Source organism: Methylobacterium sp. WCS2018Hpa-22 (assembly GCF_031843785.1).
Taxonomy (GTDB): domain Bacteria; phylum Pseudomonadota; class Alphaproteobacteria; order Rhizobiales; family Beijerinckiaceae; genus Methylobacterium.
The window spans coordinates 263,420-285,448 of the sequence record NZ_JAVTJA010000004.1; the positions used below are offsets into that span (position 1 = coordinate 263,420).

The 22,029-nt window shown below is 65.4% G+C and carries 24 protein-coding genes; 1 reads left to right on the forward strand and 23 read right to left on the reverse strand.

All coding sequences use genetic code 11. From position 1 onward, the window contains the following. Window positions 1-43: 43 nt before the first annotated feature. From RQI43_RS07645 to RQI43_RS07665, 5 genes are all read right to left on the reverse strand, one after another. Window positions 44-1,360, reverse strand: a complete 1,317-nt coding sequence (locus tag RQI43_RS07645; RefSeq protein WP_311274773.1) for a replication-associated recombination protein A — start codon at window positions 1,358-1,360, stop codon at window positions 44-46. Between the two features lie 258 nt (window positions 1,361-1,618). Continuing rightward, window positions 1,619-3,070 (reverse strand): DegQ family serine endoprotease, encoded by a 1,452-nt coding sequence (locus tag RQI43_RS07650; protein ID WP_311274733.1) that lies wholly within the window; start codon window positions 3,068-3,070, stop codon window positions 1,619-1,621. A 73-nt stretch (window positions 3,071-3,143) separates the two neighbouring features. Continuing rightward, a complete protein-coding gene (locus RQI43_RS07655) occupies window positions 3,144-3,896 on the reverse strand; it encodes a hypothetical protein (protein WP_311274734.1) in 753 nt (250 codons plus the stop codon). Window positions 3,897-4,067: 171 nt separating this feature from the next. After that, window positions 4,068-4,427 (reverse strand): phasin, encoded by a 360-nt coding sequence (locus RQI43_RS07660; protein WP_311274735.1) that lies wholly within the window; start codon window positions 4,425-4,427, stop codon window positions 4,068-4,070. Window positions 4,428-4,737: 310 nt separating this feature from the next. Continuing rightward, a complete protein-coding gene (locus tag RQI43_RS07665) occupies window positions 4,738-5,988 on the reverse strand; it encodes a glycosyltransferase (RefSeq protein ID WP_311274736.1) in 1,251 nt (416 codons plus the stop codon). Window positions 5,989-6,204: 216 nt separating this feature from the next. On the opposite strand from RQI43_RS07665, the gene RQI43_RS07670 reads away from it, so the two are divergent. Beyond that, on the forward strand, window positions 6,205-6,387 hold the full coding sequence (locus RQI43_RS07670) for a hypothetical protein (RefSeq protein ID WP_056430377.1): 183 nt from the start codon (window positions 6,205-6,207) through the stop codon (window positions 6,385-6,387). 73 nt (window positions 6,388-6,460) lie between these two features. Here RQI43_RS07670 and RQI43_RS07675 read toward each other — a convergent pair whose 3' ends face one another. From RQI43_RS07675 to moxJ, 18 genes are all read right to left on the reverse strand, one after another. Then, window positions 6,461-7,264 (reverse strand): succinate dehydrogenase iron-sulfur subunit, encoded by an 804-nt coding sequence (locus tag RQI43_RS07675; protein WP_311274737.1) that lies wholly within the window; start codon window positions 7,262-7,264, stop codon window positions 6,461-6,463. A gap of 62 nt (window positions 7,265-7,326) precedes the next feature. Beyond that, window positions 7,327-9,147, reverse strand: a complete 1,821-nt coding sequence (sdhA, locus tag RQI43_RS07680) for a succinate dehydrogenase flavoprotein subunit (protein ID WP_056430371.1) — start codon at window positions 9,145-9,147, stop codon at window positions 7,327-7,329. A gap of 28 nt (window positions 9,148-9,175) precedes the next feature. Further along, a complete protein-coding gene (gene sdhD, locus RQI43_RS07685; protein WP_311274738.1) occupies window positions 9,176-9,589 on the reverse strand; it encodes a succinate dehydrogenase, hydrophobic membrane anchor protein in 414 nt (137 codons plus the stop codon). Between the two features lie 11 nt (window positions 9,590-9,600). Beyond that, complete coding sequence (sdhC, locus tag RQI43_RS07690; protein ID WP_056430365.1) at window positions 9,601-10,002, reverse strand: succinate dehydrogenase, cytochrome b556 subunit; 402 nt, start codon at window positions 10,000-10,002, stop codon at window positions 9,601-9,603. 156 nt (window positions 10,003-10,158) lie between these two features. After that, window positions 10,159-11,481, reverse strand: coding sequence for an SLC13 family permease (locus tag RQI43_RS07695; RefSeq protein ID WP_311274739.1), 1,323 nt, complete (start codon window positions 11,479-11,481; stop codon window positions 10,159-10,161). Window positions 11,482-11,640: 159 nt separating this feature from the next. Then, a complete protein-coding gene (locus RQI43_RS07700) occupies window positions 11,641-12,276 on the reverse strand; it encodes a response regulator transcription factor (RefSeq protein WP_311274740.1) in 636 nt (211 codons plus the stop codon). Continuing rightward, window positions 12,273-12,821 (reverse strand): hypothetical protein, encoded by a 549-nt coding sequence (locus RQI43_RS07705; protein WP_311274741.1) that lies wholly within the window; start codon window positions 12,819-12,821, stop codon window positions 12,273-12,275. The genes RQI43_RS07700 and RQI43_RS07705 overlap by 4 nt, the downstream gene beginning before the upstream one ends. Continuing rightward, window positions 12,818-13,771, reverse strand: a complete 954-nt coding sequence (locus RQI43_RS07710) for a cytochrome D1 domain-containing protein (protein WP_405030574.1) — start codon at window positions 13,769-13,771, stop codon at window positions 12,818-12,820. The genes RQI43_RS07705 and RQI43_RS07710 overlap by 4 nt, the downstream gene beginning before the upstream one ends. Beyond that, window positions 13,768-14,319 (reverse strand): SRPBCC family protein, encoded by a 552-nt coding sequence (locus RQI43_RS07715; protein WP_056430350.1) that lies wholly within the window; start codon window positions 14,317-14,319, stop codon window positions 13,768-13,770. The genes RQI43_RS07710 and RQI43_RS07715 overlap by 4 nt, the downstream gene beginning before the upstream one ends. A gap of 3 nt (window positions 14,320-14,322) precedes the next feature. Beyond that, complete coding sequence (locus tag RQI43_RS07720; protein WP_311274742.1) at window positions 14,323-15,312, reverse strand: vWA domain-containing protein; 990 nt, start codon at window positions 15,310-15,312, stop codon at window positions 14,323-14,325. Then, a complete protein-coding gene (locus tag RQI43_RS07725) occupies window positions 15,309-15,875 on the reverse strand; it encodes a hypothetical protein (protein WP_056255802.1) in 567 nt (188 codons plus the stop codon). The genes RQI43_RS07720 and RQI43_RS07725 overlap by 4 nt, the downstream gene beginning before the upstream one ends. Window positions 15,876-16,057: 182 nt before the next feature. Beyond that, complete coding sequence (locus RQI43_RS07730) at window positions 16,058-17,098, reverse strand: vWA domain-containing protein (RefSeq protein WP_311274744.1); 1,041 nt, start codon at window positions 17,096-17,098, stop codon at window positions 16,058-16,060. Between the two features lie 57 nt (window positions 17,099-17,155). Next, complete coding sequence (locus RQI43_RS07735; RefSeq protein WP_311274745.1) at window positions 17,156-18,076, reverse strand: nonribosomal peptide synthetase MxaA; 921 nt, start codon at window positions 18,074-18,076, stop codon at window positions 17,156-17,158. Between the two features lie 8 nt (window positions 18,077-18,084). Then, window positions 18,085-18,957 (reverse strand): DUF58 domain-containing protein, encoded by an 873-nt coding sequence (locus RQI43_RS07740; protein WP_405030575.1) that lies wholly within the window; start codon window positions 18,955-18,957, stop codon window positions 18,085-18,087. Beyond that, a complete protein-coding gene (locus tag RQI43_RS07745; RefSeq protein ID WP_056162404.1) occupies window positions 18,954-19,985 on the reverse strand; it encodes a MoxR family ATPase in 1,032 nt (343 codons plus the stop codon). The genes RQI43_RS07740 and RQI43_RS07745 overlap by 4 nt, the downstream gene beginning before the upstream one ends. 110 nt (window positions 19,986-20,095) lie before the next feature. After that, window positions 20,096-20,386: a methanol dehydrogenase [cytochrome c] subunit gene (locus tag RQI43_RS07750; RefSeq protein WP_056255295.1), complete on the reverse strand. Its 291-nt coding sequence runs from the start codon at window positions 20,384-20,386 to the stop codon at window positions 20,096-20,098. Between the two features lie 90 nt (window positions 20,387-20,476). Continuing rightward, complete coding sequence (gene moxG / locus RQI43_RS07755; RefSeq protein ID WP_056430336.1) at window positions 20,477-21,067, reverse strand: cytochrome c(L), periplasmic; 591 nt, start codon at window positions 21,065-21,067, stop codon at window positions 20,477-20,479. 88 nt (window positions 21,068-21,155) lie between these two features. Then, window positions 21,156-22,004 carry a methanol oxidation system protein MoxJ gene (moxJ, locus tag RQI43_RS07760; protein ID WP_311274746.1) on the reverse strand — a complete coding sequence of 283 codons (849 nt, stop codon included), beginning with the start codon at window positions 22,002-22,004 and terminating at the stop codon, window positions 21,156-21,158. Window positions 22,005-22,029 lie beyond the last annotated feature (25 nt).

Sequence of the window (22,029 nt, forward strand, 5' to 3'; positions counted from 1 at the left end):
CTTCCTGCTTGACGGAGCGCCGCCCTAACACTGGACGTCGCGGTCAGCGTTCCTCGTCACGACGTTGCTTTCGCAAGGCCTCCCAATGGGCAAGGCGGTCGCCGTAGCGGGTCTCCATGCCACGGTCGGTGGGCTCATAGAAATACTGGCGACCGAGCGCCTCGGGCCAATAATCCTGGCCCGAGAACGCATCCGGCTCATCATGGTCGTAGCGGTAGCCCTCGCCATAGCCGATCTTGCGCATCAGCTTGGTGGAGCCGTTGAGGATGGTCCGGGGCGGCGGCAGTGAGCCGTGCTCCTTAGCCACTCGCGTCGCCGCCTTGTAGGCATTGTAGACCGCGTTCGATTTCGGCGCGCAGGCGAGGTAGACGGTGATCTGGGCGAGCGCCAATTCCCCTTCCGGCGAGCCAAGGAAATCGAATGCGTCCTTAGCGGCGGCGGCGACGACGAGGGCCTGGGGGTCGGCGAGGCCGATATCCTCCACGGCCATGCGCACGAGGCGCCTTGCGATGAAAAGCCTGTCCTCGCCTCCGTCGAGCATGCGGCAGAGATAATAGAGCGCCGCATCGGGGTCGGAACCACGCACAGTCTTATGCAGTGCGCTGATGAGGTTGTAGTGCCCCTCCTGGCTCTTGTCGTAGATCGGCGCCCGGCGCTGGACGATCTCCTGCAAGGTGGCAGCGTCGAAGATCTCGTCTCGCTTGGCAGAGCGCCAGACCTCTTCCGCCAGGGTGAGGCAGGCCCGTCCGTCACCGTCGGCCATGCGGACGAGGACGCCGCGCGCATCTTCGTCCAGTGGCAGCGAACGCCCCGTCAATTCCTCTGCCCGGACCAGTAGCTTGGCAATGGCGACGTCGTCGAGCGAGCGGAACAGCAGGACGCGGGCGCGCGAGAGAAGCGCGGCGTTGAGCTCGAAGGAAGGGTTTTCGGTAGTGGCGCCAACGAGCGTTACGGTTCCGTCTTCCATCACGGGAAGGAAAGCGTCGAGCTGAGCCCGATTGAAGCGGTGGATCTCATCCACGAAGAGCAACGTCCCCTGACCCATCGCCCTGCGCTGGCGCGCCGCCTCGAAGACCTTTTTCAGATCGGCGATGCCGGAAAAGATCGCCGAGATCTGTTCGAACTTCAGGTCAGTCTCGTGGGCCAGAAGGCGGGCCACCGTGGTCTTGCCGGTACCCGGCGGCCCCCAGAATACCAGTGAGCCGAAGGATTTGCCGTTAAGGAGCCGGGTCAGCGATCCGTCCGGTCCGGTGAGGTGCTCTTGTCCCACCACCTCGGCGAGGGAGCGCGGACGCAAACGGTCCGCAAGCGGGCGAGGCGCATCGTTCTGCAGACCGGCGGAGGCGAAGAGATCGGACATCGACGCATAGAAGACGCGGGCTGCGCCATCCCGCAATCTGGAAATGACCTCGTCCCCGCGTTTCGGTGGACTTGCCGCCCTGCCTTGCAGTTAGGATGCCGAGCAAAGATCGGCTCGGCGCCTGGCAAGTTTTCCTCATATGGGGATCCAGCGAATCACACGCGATCCCGGCCTCCTATGACCAACGTTTAATTCGCCAGGGCACGCCTCCGGAGCCCGGTGCCGGAGGATACCGGCTGCGTCGACTGAATGAGGCCTCTAGCCTCCGAACACCGAGGTCAACACTGTGCCGCCGCGATTAATCGTAATCTCCCAAATGCCGGGATTGGTCCGGATCAGGCGCTCGAGATCTTTCGTGGCGGTCACTGGGGCTCCGTTGATCGCCACGACCACGTCTCCGACCTGGAGTCCGTTGCGAGCCGCGATGGACCCTTCCTCTACGGACGAGACCGCTACTCCCTCGGAGGCGAAATCCTTCTGCAATTCTTCCGCGACGGCCGGCGAAGTGTTGACCAGGGTGGCGCCGAACATGGGCGAGCGAGTGCGCAGCTTCACCGCCTCGCGTGGTCGTGTCTCTGGAGCCGACGCGAGTTTGACCGAAATCGTGGAGCGGGAGGTGCCGCGCAGGATGCCGAACTTGGCACTTCCGCTGATTCCCTTCAGGGCAAAGCGGTAACCAAAGGCTTCCGGATCATCGACGACTTTGTCGTCCACCGTGAGGATCAGGTCGCCGCGCTTCAGGCCGGCCTCTTCGGCCGGGCTTTTCGGCTGCAGGCTCGCCACCAAGACTCCGGTCGGATGGTCGAGGCCCATGCTCTCGGCGATGTCCGGTGTCACGTTCTGCACCCGCGCCCCAAGCCACGGACGGCGTACCGTCGTGGCACCACCCTTGGCTGTTTCGACCACGGCGCGAACCATGCTTGTGGGGATGGCAAAGCCGATGCCGTGGCTTCCACCGGATTGCGAGTAGATCGCCGTATTGATGCCGACGAGTTGCCCTTGCAGGTCAACGAGAGCGCCGCCGGAATTGCCCGGGTTGATCGCCGCATCGGTCTGAATGAAGAATTGGTAGTCCGAAGACCCGACCTGGGTACGCGCCACCGCCGAGACGATGCCCTGCGTCACTGTCTGGCCGACGCCGAACGGGTTGCCGATCGCCATCACGAAGTCGCCAACCTCCAGCGCCTCGGAATCCCCCATCGGCATCGGCACGAGTCTGCCAACGGGACTCTTGATCTTGATGACGGCAAGGTCAGTGCGGGGATCGCGCAAGACGATACTGGCCTCGAACTCCCTTCGGTCGGAGAGCGAGACACGAACCTCATTCATGTTATCGATGACGTGGTTGTTGGTGATGACGAGCCCAGATTCATCCACGATGACGCCGGACCCCAAGGATTTCTGTGCCCGCTCGCCCGGCATGCCCTGGCCACGACCAGAGCCTTGCTCGCCGAAGAACCGGCGCATGAACTCGTCCATGGCGCTACGCGACGTGCCCCGTTGCTCCACATGCGACGCGTAGACATTGACCACCGAGGGAGCGGCTCGCTTCACCACCGGCGCGAAAGAAAGATGGACTTCGCCCTTCGAGCCGGGAACGATCTTGGCCGGAACGTGCGTTTCCGGCGTCTTCATCATCTGCGCTTGAGCGTTTGGCGAGACGACGATGGACGCCGTGACGAGGCAGGCGAGCAGCGGCCGATGAATCATCGCGATCTCCCGGATAGTAGGCGCAGACAGCGGAGCCGCTGCGGAATCCGAGATATCTAGACGCGCCGGGGCGTCAGCGCGAGGGGTGTCCGGGGCGTCGAAGCGTGTCGGCGATGCGGCCCGCGCGGCGGGCAAGACTCGCAATGCAGCTGAGAGAGGCGTCGGCTGCCCGTTGCATTTCATTCACTTGGAGACGGAGAGCATCAGCGGGGTTCTTCGCCGCCGATAAGGCACGCCAATGCGCAAGAGTGGCAATGCTCTCGTTGCGGACATAGGTCGCCAGCGTATCGTTGGCCGCAGTTATTTCCTTCAATGCCGAGGGGGCCTCAATGGTTGGCGACTGAGCGGCAAGATCTTTCGCCGAGGAGATCGCACTCTCAATCTCGGCAGGCAGGAGAGATGCGAGTTCCGCCTCGTGCTCCGTTCGCGCCTCGCCATCGCCGGCATGTCCTGGCGCATCATCTTGCGCGGCGTTGGATACGTTTACGGCGGCAGGCGCGTGAACTTCGGATGCCCCATCCTCCGCGAGCGTCTCTGCTATGCCGGAATGGAGCTCCGTCACAGACTGTCCGGCCGTCAAAGCATCTGAAGACACGGTCTCCAACAGGGGCGCGATGACCGGGGTAGAGCCGTCAGGCAGAGATGCCCCGGCCAAGGCAGAATCGATACTCGACGATTGATAGGTCGGAGCCACCTCGAGCGGCTTCGTTACGATCTCCGGCGCTTCGGCTGTCGTCGAAGCGGCGTCCGCATTGGCAGGCTGGGTCGATCGATTGGCTTTGCTTCTGGGGCGCTCTACTGAGCGTGCTGGTCGGCGTATTGCCATGATTCGCGTCCCCTTCATCCATCGTCGGACATGCATCGCCAGGTACCGGTCGGCGCCCTCCGCGGTTCATGCCGGAACTCCGGTTGGACCGCATTTACTGCGCCGACACCATACCGCTTCTCCGGTTTGCGCGCGAACTGGCAATTGGCCAGTCCGCGCATAGAGGCAAATTCAGGCGCCTTTGGTCGCTTTCTGCGCCAGGGCGCCGAGATCCTTGGCCTGGGTCTGAATCGCGGCAATCTGGCTGTGCAGGAACGCGCTCTGCAACTCGAACGCTTCCTTCACGTCGCGGGTACGCACCAGCTTTTGAGCGAAGTCGAACGTCGAGCTTGCATTCGCCTGGACTTGGTCAAGGCCCTTGGCGATCACGGACTGGATCGTCTCATGCACCGTGTTGGACGATGTCTGAAGCTGTTCGGCGGATTTGACGACCGTGCCGAGCAGACTGCTCACGGCAGTCCGGGCCTGACTGACGCTCTTCTCCGCGAAGTCGCGAAGCTCGGCAGGAATCTCGTAGGTTGGCGCGTTCATGTCGTTCCTCTCTGAATGAGCGGTGGCGACACGGGATGACGCGCCGCACTATCGATATGTTGCGGTGCAATATGGAAGTCAAGATGGGGCGTTTAGCGGAGCCCACCGGTAGCAGTGCCATCCCGGTGTTGGATTCAAATTAGCGGGATGCCGAAGGATCTGAGCATGCAATGTAGGCCAGCAAGTCAGGAATTGTGAAATATGACGTCCGCAGTAACGATTCATTGGCGGCTGTGTTGAGCATGTTGGGCTTGAGGATGATCCTTTTCGATGGATCTCACGTGGGAGCCGACGCACAGGTTTTCTGCAGCTATCGATGACTTGGTGTTTCTAAGACATCGGGCGTTGCAGGCGATACGTTTCGGGTGATCCTTCGATAGAGGCGGACAAGTGCATCGGCATGGGCGTCGATCGACATCGGCGCGTTCCAATATCTAGCGTGAGCGGAACGCCCGAGCGTCTCCGCTGTCATCGCGTCGAGATTTCGGAAAGCCGCCGCGAGCGTTGTCCGCTCCGGTGCGACTACATAACCGGTAACGCCGTTGACGACTTTCTCGGCGGCACCGGAGCGGTCTGACGCGATGACAGGAAGCCCGGTCGCCAAAGCCTCGTAGACGGTGAGAGGTCCCGTCTCGTACCACCGGGACGGCGCGGCCACGGCACGCGCACGTTGAGCAAGGATGGTCCATACCTCGTCGGGAGAGCGCCATCCCAGCATTTCCACATGCGGCTGCACGCTCAGTTCCGCCTCTAATGGTCCAGTTCCGATGAAGAGGGCCGGCATGCCGGCATCGCGTGCTGCCTCGGCGACGAGGTCCGCGCCTTTCTCGCGCGTCAGGCGACCTACATAGGCAATAGCTGCCGCCCCAGCCGGGTTGGCCCGTACTCCCCTTTCCACCCGGACGGGATTGTCGACCCGATGATGCGTCACGGAGAACGAGCCTTGCAGATCGTCAGCGCGGCGGAGGCTGGCATCGCAGACATGGACCAGATCGAGATGGCGCCGTCGCAAGGCACGGCTTTGAACGACGCTTCGCCCTACCCGGATGGCCTTGTGAAAGCGGCTTCTTGGATCGCAAGGCGCTACGACACAGGACTTTGAGAGTGGCTTCAGTCCACATGGGCGATCCTGGTCGAACCGGTAATAGACGCCGTTGGGGCAGGAAAGAAAGTAATCGTGCAACGTCACCGCCACGGGGACGCCGCTGTCGAATAAGACAGGGAACACGCTGGGTGAAAGGCTCCGGGTCCATTGATGCAGGTGGATAACGTCTGCTGGCCTCGGGAGGCTGCGAAGTATGGAGCGCAAGCGTGCGGCGGATTGCCAATTCCAAAGGCCAGACAAGGCCGCCTCCATAGGGGGGCGACTCCAGATGTCTGCGTTACCGAGGGTAATGTGCCGGATGTTCGGATGATCGAGTAACGGATCCACCGCGCCGTCGATGGCTTGGATGTAGGTAATGTCGATCCCCGCCTTAGCGAGGCCGTGCGCAGATTCGACCGCCACTTTCTCAGCACCGCCACTCGCTACGGCGAACTCGGCGAGGATCACGATATGCATGGCGCGCCCGATCCCTCGGCCAGCTCGAGGATCCCATGAGGCTCCGGCCGGTATGGCCAGGGTAGCGACGATCGACTCATGTCCGGTAAACGCCACCGTCTCACAGACGAGCCGCCGTACCGCCAGCGATGAAAGGGATCGGGCGTCGTCCCATCCGCGTTGGTCGAGGTGAATGCGCAACCCCGGTGATGACCGGGCAAGCACCAGGAGACGCTGATGTCCGACCCGAAGCCAAAAGCCACGTCCGATGCCGACGAGAAACCTCGCGTTGACCCGGCGCGCGGCGGTGACAAGACGAATCCCGGTAATAACCAGGATGAGATGAGCGAACGACTCGATGAAGCGTTGGAGGAGACCTTTCCTTCAAGCGATCCGGTCTCGGTAAAAATCACGAAATAGGGCTACGAATAACCAAAGCCGAGATGTTGGGCATCTCGGCTTTGGTAGCGGTTCGGTGTCGTGGGCTCAGGTATCAGATTTCGCGCGACACCATCATCTTTTTGATCTCAGCGATGGCCTTTGCGGGATTGAGGCTTTTCGGGCAGGCATTGGCACAATTCATGATCGTATGGCAGCGATAAAGCCGGAACGGGTCGTGAAGAGCGTCGAGACGCTCGCCGGTGTTCTCGTCACGGCTGTCGATGAGCCAGCGATAGGCCTGTAGAAGCGCAGCGGGACCCAGGAAGCGGTCGCCGTTCCACCAATAGCTTGGGCAGGACGTGGTGCAGCAAGCGCACAGGATACATTCGTAGAGACCATCGAGTTGGGCACGGTCCTCCGGGGTCTGCTTCCACTCACCTTCGGGGGACGGTGTCTCGGTTTGGAGCCAGGGCTCGACCGAGGCATGCTGAGCAAAAAAGTTGGTCAGGTCGGGTACCAGATCCTTGAGGACCGGCATGTGCGGGAGCGGGTAGATCCGCACTGCGCCGGTCTTCTTACCCTTCGCATGCTCCTGGCATTCGTCGATGCCCATGGTGCAGGCGAGCGCGTTCTGACCCTCGATATTCATAGCGCAGGAGCCGCAGATACCCTCACGGCAGGAGCGGCGGAACACCAACGTCGAATCGACCTTGGCCTTGATCCACAGGAGGGCGTCGAGAACCATCGGCCCGCAATCGTCGCGGTCGACTTGATAAACGTCGACACGCGGGTTGGCGCCGTCATCCGGATTCCAGCGATAGATCCGGAATTCCTGAAGGTTGTTGCCCCCGGTCGGCCGAGGCCAGGTCTTGCCCTCGGTAATCCGGGAGTTCTTGGGTAGGTTGAATTGGGCCATGGTTCGGCGTGCCTAAATCCGTCTCGTGAGTACCATCGTCGGGAGCGACCGCAGCCGCTTTCCTAGTAAACGCGAGCCTTCGGCTCGATGTATTGGATCTCGTTAGACATGGTGTAGGTGTGGACCGGACGGTAATCGATGTTCACCTGCTGAGATTTGTCGTCTAGCCACGACAGCGTGTGCTTCATCCATTCCTTGTCGTCACGATCGGGATAGTCCTCGCGAGCATGAGCGCCGCGGCTTTCCTTGCGGTTGGCAGCCGATTCCATGGTGACGACGGCTTGACCGATCAGATTATCGAACTCGAGCGTCTCGAGCAGGTCGGTGTTCCAGATCAGCGAGCGATCGGTGATCTTGATGTCGGCTTCGCCTTGCCAGACCTTATGGATCAGAGCCTTACCTTCTTCCAGAACCTCGCCGGTGCGGAAGACCGCGCAATTGTTCTGCATGGTCTTCTGCATTTCGGCGCGCAGTTCCGCCGTCGGCGTGCCGCCATCAGCATAACGGAAGCGGTCGAGGCGACCGAGGGCCTTGTCGGCCGAATCCTTAGGCAGATCCATCTGGCGACGGCCCGGCTCGACGATCTCGGCGCAGCGTAGGCCGGCTGCGCGGCCGAACACCACCAAGTCGATGAGGGAGTTCGAGCCGAGACGGTTGGCGCCGTGCACCGAGACGCAGGCAGCTTCACCCAACGCCATCAGGCCCGGCACCACCGTGTCGGGGTTGCCGTTCTTCAGGGTCAGTACCTCGCCGTGATAGTTCGTCGGGATGCCGCCCATGTTGTAATGTACGGTCGGCAGGACCGGGATCGGCTCCTTGGTGACGTCGACGCCTGCGAAGATTTTGGCAGATTCTGAGATGCCCGGCAGGCGCTGGTGCAGAATCGCCGGGTCGAGATGGTCGAGATGGAGATAGATGTGGTCGTTTGACTTCCCGACGCCGCGCCCGGCCCGGATCTCCATGGTCATCGAGCGTGAGACCACGTCGCGCGAGGCGAGGTCCTTGGCGCTTGGAGCATAGCGCTCCATGAAGCGCTCGCCCTCGGAATTGGTCAGGTAGCCGCCCTCACCGCGGGCACCCTCGGTGATGAGGCAGCCGGCGCCATAGATACCGGTAGGATGGAACTGCACGAATTCCATGTCCTGCAATGGAAGGCCGGCGCGTAGCACCATCGCGTTGCCGTCACCCGTACAGGTATGGGCCGAGGTTGCCGAGAAATACGAGCGTCCGTAGCCGCCGGTGGCCAGGATGGTCATCTGGGCACGGAAACGGTGGATTTCACCCGAGGCCTGATCGATGGCGATGACGCCGAGGCAACGGCCCTCCTCGTCCATGATGAGGTCGAGGGCAAAGTACTCGATGAAGAAGTTGGTATGGTTCTTCACTGCCTGCCCATAAAGCGTATGGAGCATAGCGTGGCCGGTGCGGTCGGCCGCCGCGCAAGTGCGCTGTGCGGTGCCTTTGCCATAATCGGTGGTCATGCCGCCGAAGGGGCGCTGATAGATTTTGCCTTCCTCGGTGCGGGAGAAGGGGACGCCCCAATGCTCCAGCTCATAGACGGCGGCGGGCGCATTACGCACCAGGTACTCGATGGCATCCTGGTCGCCGAGCCAGTCCGACCCCTTCACGGTGTCGTACATGTGCCAGCGCCAATCGTCCGCGCCCATATTACCAAGGGAGGCAGAGATTCCCCCCTGCGCCGCCACGGTATGCGAGCGGGTCGGGAAAACCTTCGAGATGCAGGCCGTGCGGAGACCAGCCTGAGAGCAGCCCACCGTGGCGCGAAGACCGGCCCCGCCGGCGCCGACGATCACCACGTCGAAGGTGTGGTCGATGATGGAATAGGCGGGCGCGCCGTTGCCGCTGGTTCCGTTGGTGGCCATGGGCAGATCCTTCGGGTTCGTGGGCGGGTCAGACGAGCTTGCCGAGGCTCACGCGCAGGATCGCGTAGAGGCAGGCAACGGCGACGACGACCGCATAGGCATTGTTGGCGAACAGGCTCAAGAATTTCAGTCCCTTGTCGTGGACGTAATCCTCGATGATGACCTGCATGCCGATCCTCATGTGGAGCGTGACCGAGATCACGGCGAGGATAAGAACGAGTGCAACGAGCGGGTGCGACATCAGCGCGACCGCCTCGGGGTAAGGCCGATTGGCCATCATTGCGACGATGACGACAAAGCCGAGCATCAAAGGCGCGTTGGAGGCGGCGGTCAGTCGCTGCTGCCAAAAATGCCCTGCGCCGTGGCCGGAGGCGCCGAGACCCTTCACCCGCGCACGCGGGGTACGCATGGTCACGTTCGTGTTCTGACGGTTGTCTACCATGGAGTCGCTCCTCAGCGCAGGACGAGGGCGAGCGCCCAGATCAGGACGGTCAAGATCACGGAGCCGATGAGGGTCGCGCGAGCCAGGCCCAATCGCTGCTCACGGTCGAAGCCGTAGCCAAAATCCCAGATGAAATGGCGCAGGCCACCGAGCATGTGGTGCATCAGGATCCAGGTGTAGGCGAAGAGGACCAGCTTCCCGATGATGGAGCCGAAGAACCAAGCGACCCAGCCGTACGCAGCCGAGCCGGAGGCAAGTGCGACGAGCCAAATCGCTACCAGGGCGGTTCCACCGTAGAGAGCGGTACCGGTGACGCGATGGAACACCGACATCGCCATGGTCCAGGTCCAGCGGTAGATCTGGAGAAAGGGCGAGAGCGGCTGCGCGATCGTGGGTCTGACGGTGGGGGCCATTCTGCGAAAGTCCTCGGCACTTTGGGGCCAATGCCAGCAGGTATGCTGCTCAGATTGGACCGTCTCTAAAGGGGTAAGGGCCATGCGCCAATGCGCAAGCCGGTTAGATGTGCATTGCGGTGTGACACACTCACATGATCGTCATTCGGCTCGTCCTCATGGAATCTGGCCGAGAATACGCCACCAGAGGTAGTCGAGCGGCGTTACAATGAGCAGTGACGACAGACCGACTACGAGCGTCAGAATGGTCGCCGATCGGAGCGGTACCCGGCCGAGATCCATTGCCATCACGATGGGCGGAGCCTGGTAGGGAAGGAACAGGGTCGAGTATCCGACGACCTGGATCATCACCACGCTCGCGAGGTCCAGACCGCTCGCGCGGGACATCTCACCGGCCAAGGCTGTGTAGAGGGCGGGAGCGCCGTTGGCTGTGACGGCGATGGCAAAGAGCGCCGCAATGATCGTCAACACGCCGAAATTCTGCGCCGATGCTCCGTGTTCCAGCGGAGCTACGGCAAGTAGGACATGGCCTAACCGAGCGCCGAGGCCCGTCTCATTGATCACGGCGACCAGCCCGAGGAGAGCGGCCACGTAGAAGCAGGTTCTCAGGTTCACTGCGCCAAAGGCTTCCGCCGGAAGGACGCCGACGCGCGGCAGGAGGCAGATCACTGCTGCGATCAGCCCGATCCAGGCCGGAGCGATATGGTGAAGGCTGTCCGTCACCCAGAAACCCAGCGTCAGTGCCAGGATGATTGTCAATCGCACTTCCGGCGCGGAAAAAGCCGGTCCTGTCTCGCCGATACCGATGGTGGCTGGGCTCATCCGGTCTGGAAAAAGGCGCACGATGATAGCCACCAGAAGGATCCCCTTCACACCGGCGAGGATCGGCGCGTGGAGCAGCAGATAGGGCAGGTAGCCGACATGCAGGCCGTATTGGGTCTCCGCCGTGCCAGCCATGACCAGGTTGGGGACGTTGGCGGGGAGGATCGCCGCTGAGAGCAATGGTGTCGCCAGGGCTACGGCGAGGACCGCGCCGTTTCGCCCGGGGCGGCCAGGCTCCAGGCCGAATGCATCACAAAGGGCCAGAACCACCGGGATCAACAGGGCGATGCGCCCGAGATTGGAGGGCATTACGAAGGCAAGGGCAAATGACAGGGTGACGATGACCGCTACAAAACCGGTATAGGATCCGGTCAGCCGGCCCGCGAGGCTTCGCGCCAAGCGAGTGCCAAGGCCTGTTCGGGTGATCGCGAGACCGACTACCATCCCGCTCAGAACGAGCCAGAAAGCGGATGATGAGAAGCCAGAAAAGACCGTCGCTGCGGGAGCGAGCTTGAAAAGCATGGCTGCGGCGAAGAACATCATCGCCGTTACCACTTCGGCCACGATGCCACTTGCCCACAGACCCATGCAGACGGCGAGCAACAGCGCGGTGACGACCATCGTCCAATCGCCTGTCAGGGTGGTCGCCGCCTGCATCTGCCGGGAACGCTCCGCTCGGGCTGTGAAAAGCGGTTGCCCGGTATCGTCGGAGGGGACAGTGCTCTCGAATTGGAGTGGTTCGCAATTCGGATATCGCTGACCGATCCTTCGCCAAGAGCGAAGGATCGTTGCGCTGCATGGGTCTCAGACCATCGTTCAGCGCAATCGATTTTCCTGATCTACCGCGATACGAATGAGGTCTGCCAGCGTGCTGACACCGAGCTTCTGACGCATGGCGGAGCAGGTGTTGAGAACCGTTCTGTACTTGATAGATAGCGCGTCGGCGATGCTTTGATACGAGGTGCCGCGGCTGAGGAGCGAAAGGATTTCGCGCTCGCGACTGCTCAGATCAGCCAGGGGCGAGCGACGGGCTCCGGCCTGCAGCACTGCAATCTCCACGGCGAGATCGTGGTCGAGATAGCTACGCCCGGCGCGTACCGCTTCGAAGGCCTTGAGGAATTCCGATGTCCGAACATCCTTGAAGACGTATCCGATGGCGCCGCTCTCTAGGGCGCGCGAGACGATGATCGGGTCGTTGTGCATGCTGAAGGCGAGGATCCGCGTGTCCCGCGCGAGATTATGGATGCGCCGGATCAGCGACAGGCCGGACAGTCCCTCGCCCTGCAAACTCAGGTCGGCGACTACCATCTGCGGGCGCAGGCGGTGGAAGATCCGGTAGGCGGACATGATGTCGGTGGCCTCATGGATCGTCTCGACGCCCGCATCCTCCATGAGGCGCCGGAAGCCGCGCAGGACCACGGGATGATCGTCCACGACGAGGACGGCCGTCATTGCCGGTTCTCCCGTTCACGGGGGGCTCGTCCCTCACCCTGGAGCGAGTAACGCTCCTTCAGCCTCGCCAGAGTCGTTGCCCGGTCGGCTCCCTGCTGGCGCGTGTTGTAATAGTGCTGGCACATCTCGCCGAAGAGCTGCTTGCGGTGGGTGGCGGCGGCGACCTCCTCCAGCCCGTCGAGAAGATCGGCATAGGGTTCGGGCTTTCCCGCCTCGGCCAGCATCTCGCCGAGCTGGACGATGCGGTTGGCCATCATGCGCGGATCCTCGATGAAGACCGCCTTGGCGCGGGCGAGGCTGTGGCGGAGATGCTCGGTCTGCGAGCCCACCTCCGCGGCGGGCCTGCCGATCTCGCGGCTCGCGAGCCACCGGGCCGGCTCGGTGGGGTCCGTATGCGAGAGCCAGGTCGGAACGTCCGCATCGGATTTCGTGGCGACGAGGGCCTGATCCTCGGTCTTCGCTGCCTCGCTGCCGGCCTCCTCGCCTTTGTCGCAGGCCGCCAGGGCGAGGGGGAGGCACAGGATCGCGTGGCTGATCCGTTTCATCGCACCGCCTCCGGGTTCGCGCCGACGGCGAGGCTGCGTGGCCCCTCCGCCACGGGGATGCGGGCGGTTTCCTTCAACGATCTCAGGTCGATGACCGAGACCGAATCCGAGAACCAGTTCGCCACATAGGCGAAGGACCCATCGACGGCGATCCCTTCGGGATAGCGCCCGACCGGGATCGTCGTCTTGAGATCGAGGCTGTCTGAGTCGAGCACCGCCACGGTGCCCGCCTGCTGGTTGGTGACGAGGACGAGGCTGCCGTCCTCGCTGGTCGCGACGCCGTAGGGCATGCCGCCGATCCTCACCGTGGTCGTCACCGTCAAGCTGCCCGTGTCGACGACGCTGAGGTCGCCGCTGCGGACATTGCCCACGTAGAGCCTGTCTTCGCCCGGGCTCAGGCCGAGGGCGAACGGCCCCTCGCCCACCGGCACCGTCGCCACCCGCTCCATGCGCGCGGTGTCGATGACACTCACCTGCCGGCTCTCGCGGTCGGCCACGTAGAGCCGGCCGCGCCGATCCAGGACGAGGCCGGCCGGGTCCTTGCCCACGGGGCAGTCGCCCTCGACGGCTCCGGTCGATGCGGAGAGGCGGACCACCCGCCCCCCGGCCCAGTCGCCGACGAAGAGGCTCAGCCCGTCCGCCGAGGCGGCGATGCCGAAGGCCTGTCCCGGAAACGGCAGGCGTCTCAGCACGGCGCGGGTTCGTCCATCGACCACGTCGATTCCGGCATGGTCCGGTTGACTCAGGTAGAGGCGGCCGTTCGGTCCGGCCGCTACCTGCGCGATCCCCTGCCCCACCGCGATGGTAGCCGCGACCGTGGTTGCCCCGGCCTCGATGCGGCTCAGCGTCCCCGCTCCCTGGCTCGCCACATAGACGGGCCCGGCCTCCACCCGAGGGGTGGAGAGCGTCAGGACGAGACCGGCAAGGAGCATCGGGCGCGAAGGATTCATCGCGCCGTCTTGCCCTCCAGGCGCGCCTTCAGACCCTTGAGCCCGTTGCTGAAATAGAGGTTCATGGCATCCTTGCCGGCGGCGTCGCTGAGCTCCTCCGGTGGCTCGTTGCCGGTGTCGCCGCGATAGAAGCGGCCGAGCCACTCGACCTTCGAGCCCTCGCCGTCCGGTGAGACGGTGATCGTCGCCGAGTAGGAGGAGACCGGCAGCGCCTTCAGGTCGGCATCGCCGAGACGGTAGGAATAGCTGCGCTTGGCTGCATCCCACTCGTCGAGTCCTTCGTCGAGGGTGCCGCCGTTCTTCAGGGTCAGCGTCCGACGACCGCCCGAGGCGTTGCCGCCGGTGCCGACGCTCTTGGCCACGTCCGGATGCCAGTTCGAGATGCCGGCGAAGTCGCCGACCACGGCCCAGACGGCATCGGGCTTTGCCGCGATGGCGATGGACTGGTCCACCTTCTGCGGCGTCGGGCCGTGCGCGAGGGCCGTGGTTGCGAGGAAGGCGGTGGCTGCCAGGGGAGCGAGGAACGCGGACGGCAGGGCAAAACGCATCGATCAGACCTTTTTTACCGGGACAAAACGGCCGGCCCCGAACAGAGGGGCGGCGAAGACGGCGAGGATCAGCGCGAGGGCGATCCCGCCGAAGACGGGGCGCAGGTCGAGGCTGCCCGGGAGCGGGCGCGGGGTCGCCGCGCCCGTCAAAGCTTTCCCAAGCCCCGAAGGGCCATCGAGATGGGCGTAGGTCAGGCCCGTCGCCTGCGCGAGGGTCTTGAGATAAGGCTCGCGCACGGATGAAAGATGCTCGGTGCCCGAGGCCGCCGCGGCCCCGAAGGGGGCATTGCGTGGGTTGTAGCCCTCGCGGCTCTCGGCATCGGCGGGGGGCGGCCCGAACCGGTTCTCCTGCTGGACGTCGCCCGATCCGTAGAAGCCGGTCTCACGGCCGCGATCGTTGTAGCGCGGGATCGGCGACAGGGCGTAGGCCCCCGCGCCGACGATGAGCCCGCGCACGGCGCCCGGCTTTCCGTCGAAGGTGGGGCCGCCGGTGCTGGGCAGGGGCGGCGCTTCCTGACCATCGGTGATGAAGACGAGGTCGGTGCTGAGACCGGCCGCCATCTCCACAGAGCGAAACAGGCCGGCCGAGATGCGGCTGTCGCCTTCCCAGGCCATGCGCCAATCCAGGGCACTCAGCGCACCGTCCAGGGGGCCGAAATCGGCGCAGACTTCGATGGGGGTGAACAGCAGGAATGGCCGGCGTTCGGTGAACAGGGCCAATGCCACGCGCGATCCGCAGGGCAGCGCGGTGACGAGTTCGCGCAGGGCTGCTTTCGCCGTGTCCAGACGGCTCTGCGGTTTGCCGTCTGGGCCGACGTAGTCGCGGACGTTCATGCTGCCGGTGATGTCGAGGACCGCCAGAATCTCGACGCCATTGCGGGTCAGCGGCAGGGGGCGAGCCACGAAGGTGAGCGCCACGAGCGCCAGTGCGGCGGTCAGGAGCTGGAGCCGCCGGTCGCGCAGGTTTCGGCGGATGAGGCCGGGCGCGCTCACGGCTCGCCTCGCGGCTGGCCGGGAATCTCTGTCCAGATCTTCTTCGGTTCGGCCTTCAACTCGTCTCCGGTCTTGCGGTCGAATTCGGGAAAGTCGCGGAGCAGGCGCGAGGCCACGTCGAGGTTGAACTTGGCGTCCCAGAGGTCCGGCCGACCCTGGAGCGCGCGCCGATAATCCTGACGGGCCAAGGTGATGAGCGGTCCGGCCGGATCGAGGTTGCTCCGTTCCAGATGGTCGAAGGCCTGGCGCAGGCGGGCATTGCCGAGCGCATAACGGGCGCGCGCGGAGAGGTCGGTCTCGCCCCGGCGGTCGAGGGATTCGATCAGCGGCTCGATCTCCTCGGTCACGCCGCGGCGGGCGAGGTGCTGTACCCGCGCCAGCAAGAGCGGAGCCGGCGCGTCGATGGAAACGGGGACGTCCTTGCCGGCCACCAGAGCGGCGATCGTGGCGTTGTCCCGCGCCATGCGCCAAGCCGCCGCGCCGAAGCCGAGGGCCACGAGAAGCAGCAGAATCGGCAGGGCGAGGAGAAGGTGCGGGCGGGCGCGGCGCAGGGCGCCGCCCAGTCCGGCACCGGCTCCCCCTCTCCCTTCTGCGGGAGAGGGGGGCCCTCGCGTGAGCGAGGGTCGGGAGAGGGGAGCGCGCTGTCCGGAGAGGTCGCCCCCTCTCCCGGTCGCTGTGCGACCACCCTCCCCCGCAGAGGGGGGAGGGTTGGCGCGCTGCGGCGATATTGGTTTTAAGAACGCCTTCATGCGGCGAGCCTCTGCGGGTGCGGAGCCGGCGCGGCGGAGGCGGAAGCCACCAGCCGGCGCAAGCTGAGATCCGCCTCGGCGAGCTTGGCCGCGACGAGTAGGATCAAGCCCAACAGGCTGATTCCATAGGCCCATCCTGCGAGATCCCGGCGTGGCCGCCGCTCGATGTAGGGGATCGGGTCGCGCTCCAGGCGCTCGATCTGGCCGATGGCATCGGCCACCGCCTCGGCGCCCTCGGCCTCGAAGGCGCGGTAGGGTGTCCCGAGGCTCTTGAAGAACAGGTCGAGATGACGTTCGGGCGCGGCCTGAGGGGTGTCCTCGCCCGATGGCCGGTCGGAGATGGAGGGCGAGCCTTTCGTCCGCAGGAACAACCAGTAGAGGTTCGGACGAATACGCGCGAACTCGGCGCGCAACGTCCCCTGCACGCGGGGATCGATCACCGCCGCGCCGTCGGAGACGATGAGCAGGGCGCGCGAGACGTTGGCGGTACTGGCGCCGAACTGCGAGAGCGCCATGCCGAGGCCGCGCGCCACGTTGGTGTAGTCGAGGCCCGGCCGGTCGATGGCGGCGATGGCCGCGCGGACCGCCTCGTGCCGATCGGTCATGGGCACCACCAGCATGGGGGCCGTGGAGAAGGCCGAGACGGCGAACTGGTCATGGGCGCGGCTGCCGACGAACTCGCCGAGCAGCCGGCGCGAGGCCGCCGCCTTCGATTCCTCGGCACCGGAGGGCTGCAATCCGGCGAAGGTCTCGTTCATGCTGCCAGAGCGATCGACCAGGATCGAGACCTGGGCGCCGATGCCCGTCCGGGTGATGGTCTCGCCCTGGCGATAAGGGCCGGACAGGGCGACGACTAGGCCGGCGATGGCGAGGATGCCGGCGAGGCGCAGGCCCCAGCCGATGAGGCGCGACAGGCTGTCGACGGGGCTGGCCGCGATGCTGGACAGCGGGGTGACCCGCTGGCTCGACGCGGCGAGCGGCAGCAGCGCCAACGGCAGCAGCCAGAGCACCCAGGGAAAATCCGCCATCAGGCGCATGACACCACCGCCATCAGACCCATGATTCGACCGCCATCGGACGGGTTTTCGGCTCGTTCATGATTCCCGCTCGATGGCGGTGAGTTTCCGGGTCAGGGCCACGATGTCGGCCAGCGGCAGGCGCCGCATGGCGGCGGCCGGACCGGGTCCGAAGAAGCTGTGGCGCGAGGCGTCGAGGAAGGCGGCGAGGCCGGCCCGTTCCCGCGTATAGGCGGGGTGGCGGGTGAGGAAGGCCGGCAGGTCGTCGGCCAGGACCCGGCGCCCGTCGGTTTCGTCCAGCGCCCGGTGAAGCGCGAGAAGGGCGGTCTCGTAGGCCGCCTCGTCCTCCCCCCGTCCGGCGAGGGCGCGCAGGCGGCGCAGGCACGCCGCGAAGGCCCTTCCTCCGCGTTTGGCGAAGGGCCACCATGTCCGGTCACAGGCGAGACCCGCGAAGGCCAGCAGGGCCATGGCCATGAAGCCGGCGCTTCCGACGACGAGGGGTTGCGTGTCGAGGGAGGCGACCCGCCCGTCCGGACGCAGGTAGGTCTTCGGGTCTTCGCGGGCCGGCGGCTGGACCTCGCGCAGGGGCGAGATGTTGAACGACCAGGGCGGGACCTGGGCCTTGGCCGTGGTCGCGCCCTTGTCCGTATCGCTCACGAAGGTGACGGTGAAGCCGGGGATCTCGAGGGCACGGGCATCGAGGGCGGCGTAGAAGTTCTGGTAGGTGAGATCGAGGCGTACCCGGCTGCCGCCGCCCGCGGATGCCTGCGTGACCGCGACGGTGCGAAGGTCGAGCCAATAGGTGATCGCGCCGGGCTGGGGCAGCGAGGCGGCCTGCAGGGCAAAGCCCGGCTCGACCACGATATCGACCTGGGCGCGGACGAGATCGCCGAGGAAGTAGCCGAACGGGCGCGGCGTGCGCACCTCGACGGTCCGCACCTGGGAATGGGCGGCGAGCGTCGAGCAGAGCAGGAACAGGAGCGGGGCGAGGCGGCGCATGGGATGCCTCAACTCGCCAGGAGGTGGCGGCTGACCGCGTCCGGGTCGAAGCGGCCCGCGAGGCGGAAAGGCGGTCGGCCATAGGTGGAGGCGATGCGGCGCAGGGTCTCCGCCCGCTCGGCTTCGCGCGCGATCCAGCGGCGGCGCAGGCTGGGGCGCATGAAGACCACGCGGCGGCCCGCGCCTTCGAGATCGTCGAGTTCCATCAGGCCCCATTCGGGCAGGCCGTCATCCTCAGCGGAATCGGCCAGGACCACCGGCACGAGGTCGTGGCGCGACAGGCTCGCGAAGGTCTCGGCGATGAGTGCCTCCGGCCAGCGGAAATCGGAGACCAGGAACACGACCTTGGGCCGGCCGACGAGGCGGCGGGCCGCTTGCCCCATTCCGTCCGCGCGGTTCCCGGTACAGGCGGCGCCCGCCAGCCGGGAGACCACGTCGCCGGCCATGCTGCGGCGTCGGCTCGCGGGCAGGAACACGTCCTCGCGCAATGCGGCGTCGCAGCCGATCAGCCCGAAAGCGTCGCCGATGCGCGTGGCCGAGGCGGCGAGGCAGCCGCAGAAGGACGAGACGAGCCCCATCCTGTCCGCCTCGCCGGAGAAGCGCATGGAGGCGGAGAGGTCGACCAGCGCCCAGACTTCGAGCGCCGTGCGGCTCTCGAAGCGCCGGACATAGGTGCCCTCGAACGGGTCGCGCAGGGTGGCGCGGACGTCGATGCGGCGGGCATCCGGCATGCGCAGGAACGGCACCTGGTCGCGGAAGGTGCCGAGGCCGCCGGCATCGCGACCGCGATGGGCACCCGCCACCGTGCCGGGCACGCGGCCGCGCGGGCGGTAGACGATGTCCGGCGTCGGCTCCTGGGGCGTTCTCTCGGGCGCCGTCACGGGGCGGGCACGGTGTCGAACACGGCGCGGCAGAGTTCCGGCACGATGGTGCTGCGGCGCATCTCGTAGATCGGCTCGAGGAAGACGCGGTGGGCCATCACCTCGGGAAAGATCGCCCGGATATCCTCGGGCACGAGCCAGTCGCGGCCCTCCAGCCAGGCGCGGACGCGGGCGGCGCGGACGAGGAAGGCGACGCCGCGCGGCGAGGCCCCGCCCTGGATCAGCGCCGACATGTCGATGCCGGGCAGGCGGATGCCGGCCTCGTGCGGGCGGACCAGGGCTTCCCACAGGCCGACCACGTAGGCCTCGATGGCCGGGCTCGCCTGGATGCCGTGCTGGATCGCCGCGCCGATCCCGGCCATGGCGGCGTGATCGAGGACGCCGCCGTCGATGCCGGCGATGAGGGCGTCGGTGTCGTGGAAGCGCGGATCGAAGACGAGGGCGCGGCGCGCCTCGGCATCGCGCGGGGCTTCGAGCCCGATCTCCATCAGGAAGCGGTCGCGGGCGGCGGCCGGGAGTTCGAAGGTTTCTTCGCGCTCGACGCGGTTGCGGTCGGCGAAGACCTGGAGATTGGGGAAACGGTATTCGCGGTTGAACGCGGTCAGGCTGCGCTCGGCCATGAGGCGGAGCAGGAGCGAATGGACCTGCGGACGCGCGCGGTTGATCTCGTTGAAGAAGAAGATCGAGAGGTCTTCGGATTGCCGCAGCACCGGCCCCGGCTCCACGCGCGGGCGGCCGTCATCGGCGAGGTAGGTGTGATAGATGAGGTCTGACGGCATCATGTCCACCGTGCCCTCGATGCGCTCGTAGGCGCCGCCGAGCGCCCGCGCCACGGCGCGCAGCAGGGTGGTCTTGCCGACGCCGACATCGCCTTCCAGCAGCACGTGGCCCCGGGCGAAGAGGGCGATGGTGAGAAGCCGGATCGCGCGGTCCTGGCCCACCACGGCGCCGCGGACCGCGCGTTCGAAACGGCCGGCCGCCTCGCGCCAATCGGTGAGCATCGCGTCGCCGGAGCGGATGTCATTCATGGGGTGTGCCTTTGAGGACAGCGGCCGCGATCCCCGGATGGAGCGGTCCAGGCGCCTGAGGGGATCGCGGTCACCGTGATGGCCGCCCAAAGCGATGGGCGGCGACGACGTCAGTTGGAGGAAATCTTGGTGACGTCGTATTCGAACTTGCCGGTCTTCTTGGCGGCTTCGATGCGCTTCTTGTTGCGCTCTTCCATCTGCTTGATCGAATCGGCCTGCTTGTTCAGTTCTTTCGGATCGTGCTTCGGGTCGTATTTCGTGCCGGCGATCTTCTCGGGGAAGCCGGGCTTGGGCTGCCAGCAATCGCCGGCGGCCTTGCACTTGGTGCCGTCATAGGCGAGCGCGGGAACGGCGAGCAGCGCGCCCGCACCGATTGCGAGAGCCGTGATGAGTGTCCGCATGGTCGTTTCCTCTGGTTTGATTGTTACGGCGTTCGCCGCTTCTCGCTCACCGCGCGAGGCATCCTCGCGCGACGTGACTTCCCAAGACTGCTACTCCAGCGGTGGGCACTGGCCCGGAGCGTCCTTGGGGAAGGTCTCGCCCTGCTTGTAGGGCGTGTATTTCTTCTTCTGCTCGTCGTTGAGCCAGACGGCGTCCTTGACCGGACCGGTATAGAGGTGCCGGATCCAGGCGATCGTCTGCAGCATCTCGTCGGGCGTCAGGTTCTCGTTGTGCGGACCCATCATGCCGTTGGCGCCGCCGAAGATGGTGGCGAACAGGCCGGTATCCTCGGTGTTGGACGGATAGGTCCAGTAATTGTCGTTGAGGCCGGGGCCGAGCTTGCCTTCGGCGAGGTGGCCGTGACAGCCGGAGCACGAGGTCGCGAACAGCGACTCGCCGTTACGCAGGCAGGACTTGTCGTCGATGTAGAGGTTCTTGCCGGTCTGGAAGAACTCCTTGACGGCGGGAGTGTCGCGCCCGCCTTCCTTGCCTTCCGAGACGTTCAATTCTTCGCCGGTCACGGTGTTGCGGAAAGTGATCCCCGTCGAGGGGCCCGCGGAGGGCTGGGCCAGGGCCGCCAGACCGGCGGAGGCGAGGCCGAGCCCGAGAAGGGCGGCGAGGACACGGTTCGTGTGACGCATCGATTTGCTCTGTTTATCCCCGGACTTGCGGCCGAGGTGGGCGTACCGGTGCTCAGCGCACCGGCGACGCGGGACAGGGTTCGGAGGATCAGTTGGAAACGGGAGTGACGGGCACGCCGTCCTGGCGGAGGATCGCCTCGATCTGCGGGCGAGCCTTGGCGATCGCGGCGTCGAGGGCCGTCTTGAGGGCCTGGTCGTCGCGGCGGACGCCCATCGACTGGTCGAAGCTCTGCGGCACCTTCTGGCCGTCGCTGCGCACTGTATCGTCCGGCACCGGATTCATGCGCAGGGGCTGGCTCGAATCCTTGACGTAGCGGGCGACGTCCGGCGCGAAGGCCACGGCCACGTCGGCCTTGTTGGCGACGACTTCGCTGACCATGCGGGCCGGGTCGATCTGCGTGTAGGTGTTGCGGGCCGCGCGGAAGTTCACCAGCGAGTAGAGGTAGGCCATGTCCTCCTCGTAGCGGCCGATATCCTTCAGCATCGCCTCGCCGGGCGTGCCGAAACCGACGACCATGTGGTCGATCGTCTTCAGGCGCGGATCGGACCAGGACTTGATGTCGAGGTCCCGGTCGGCGCGGGTGATGAAGACGTAGCCGCTGCGGTAATAGGGCTTCGTGGTCAGCACGCGCGGGTCGTCGCTGTCGAGGCCGACCACCACGTCGCACAGCTTCTTGTCGAGACTGTCGCGCACGAGGTAGATCGCCGCCTTGTCGGACCAGACGAACTGCGCCTTGCGCCCCATGGCCTCGGCCACGGCGGAGACGATGCGGTTCTCGAGCCCGGAGCCGTCCTTCATCGAGAGCGGCGGCTGGTTGGCCGCGCAGACCCGGAGCACGGTGTCGTCGGGCGCGGATTTCGTATCGGCCTGCGCGAACGCGGCACTGCCGAGGGCGAGGAGAGCCGCGACGGACAGGCATCCTTTGGCGAAGGACATGAGAGCGTTTCCGTTGTTTTTTATG

Coding starts and splice junctions, on each gene's coding strand:
- RQI43_RS07645 (WP_311274773.1), bottom strand. CDS start 1,360: ATGTCCGATCTCTTCGCCTCCGCCGGTCTGCAGAACGATGCGCCTCGC.
- RQI43_RS07650 (WP_311274733.1), bottom strand. CDS start 3,070: ATGATTCATCGGCCGCTGCTCGCCTGCCTCGTCACGGCGTCCATCGTC.
- RQI43_RS07655 (WP_311274734.1), bottom strand. CDS start 3,896: ATGGCAATACGCCGACCAGCACGCTCAGTAGAGCGCCCCAGAAGCAAA.
- RQI43_RS07660 (WP_311274735.1), bottom strand. CDS start 4,427: ATGAACGCGCCAACCTACGAGATTCCTGCCGAGCTTCGCGACTTCGCG.
- RQI43_RS07665 (WP_311274736.1), bottom strand. CDS start 5,988: ATGCATATCGTGATCCTCGCCGAGTTCGCCGTAGCGAGTGGCGGTGCT.
- RQI43_RS07670 (WP_056430377.1), top strand. CDS start 6,205: ATGTCCGACCCGAAGCCAAAAGCCACGTCCGATGCCGACGAGAAACCT.
- RQI43_RS07675 (WP_311274737.1), bottom strand. CDS start 7,264: ATGGCCCAATTCAACCTACCCAAGAACTCCCGGATTACCGAGGGCAAG.
- sdhA (WP_056430371.1), bottom strand. CDS start 9,147: ATGGCCACCAACGGAACCAGCGGCAACGGCGCGCCCGCCTATTCCATC.
- sdhD (WP_311274738.1), bottom strand. CDS start 9,589: ATGGTAGACAACCGTCAGAACACGAACGTGACCATGCGTACCCCGCGT.
- sdhC (WP_056430365.1), bottom strand. CDS start 10,002: ATGGCCCCCACCGTCAGACCCACGATCGCGCAGCCGCTCTCGCCCTTT.
- RQI43_RS07695 (WP_311274739.1), bottom strand. CDS start 11,481: ATGCAGGCGGCGACCACCCTGACAGGCGATTGGACGATGGTCGTCACC.
- RQI43_RS07700 (WP_311274740.1), bottom strand. CDS start 12,276: ATGACGGCCGTCCTCGTCGTGGACGATCATCCCGTGGTCCTGCGCGGC.
- RQI43_RS07705 (WP_311274741.1), bottom strand. CDS start 12,821: ATGAAACGGATCAGCCACGCGATCCTGTGCCTCCCCCTCGCCCTGGCG.
- RQI43_RS07710 (WP_405030574.1), bottom strand. CDS start 13,771: ATGAATCCTTCGCGCCCGATGCTCCTTGCCGGTCTCGTCCTGACGCTC.
- RQI43_RS07715 (WP_056430350.1), bottom strand. CDS start 14,319: ATGCGTTTTGCCCTGCCGTCCGCGTTCCTCGCTCCCCTGGCAGCCACC.
- RQI43_RS07730 (WP_311274744.1), bottom strand. CDS start 17,098: ATGCGCCTGATGGCGGATTTTCCCTGGGTGCTCTGGCTGCTGCCGTTG.
- RQI43_RS07735 (WP_311274745.1), bottom strand. CDS start 18,076: ATGCGCCGCCTCGCCCCGCTCCTGTTCCTGCTCTGCTCGACGCTCGCC.
- RQI43_RS07745 (WP_056162404.1), bottom strand. CDS start 19,985: ATGAATGACATCCGCTCCGGCGACGCGATGCTCACCGATTGGCGCGAG.
- RQI43_RS07750 (WP_056255295.1), bottom strand. CDS start 20,386: ATGCGGACACTCATCACGGCTCTCGCAATCGGTGCGGGCGCGCTGCTC.
- moxG (WP_056430336.1), bottom strand. CDS start 21,067: ATGCGTCACACGAACCGTGTCCTCGCCGCCCTTCTCGGGCTCGGCCTC.
- moxJ (WP_311274746.1), bottom strand. CDS start 22,004: ATGTCCTTCGCCAAAGGATGCCTGTCCGTCGCGGCTCTCCTCGCCCTC.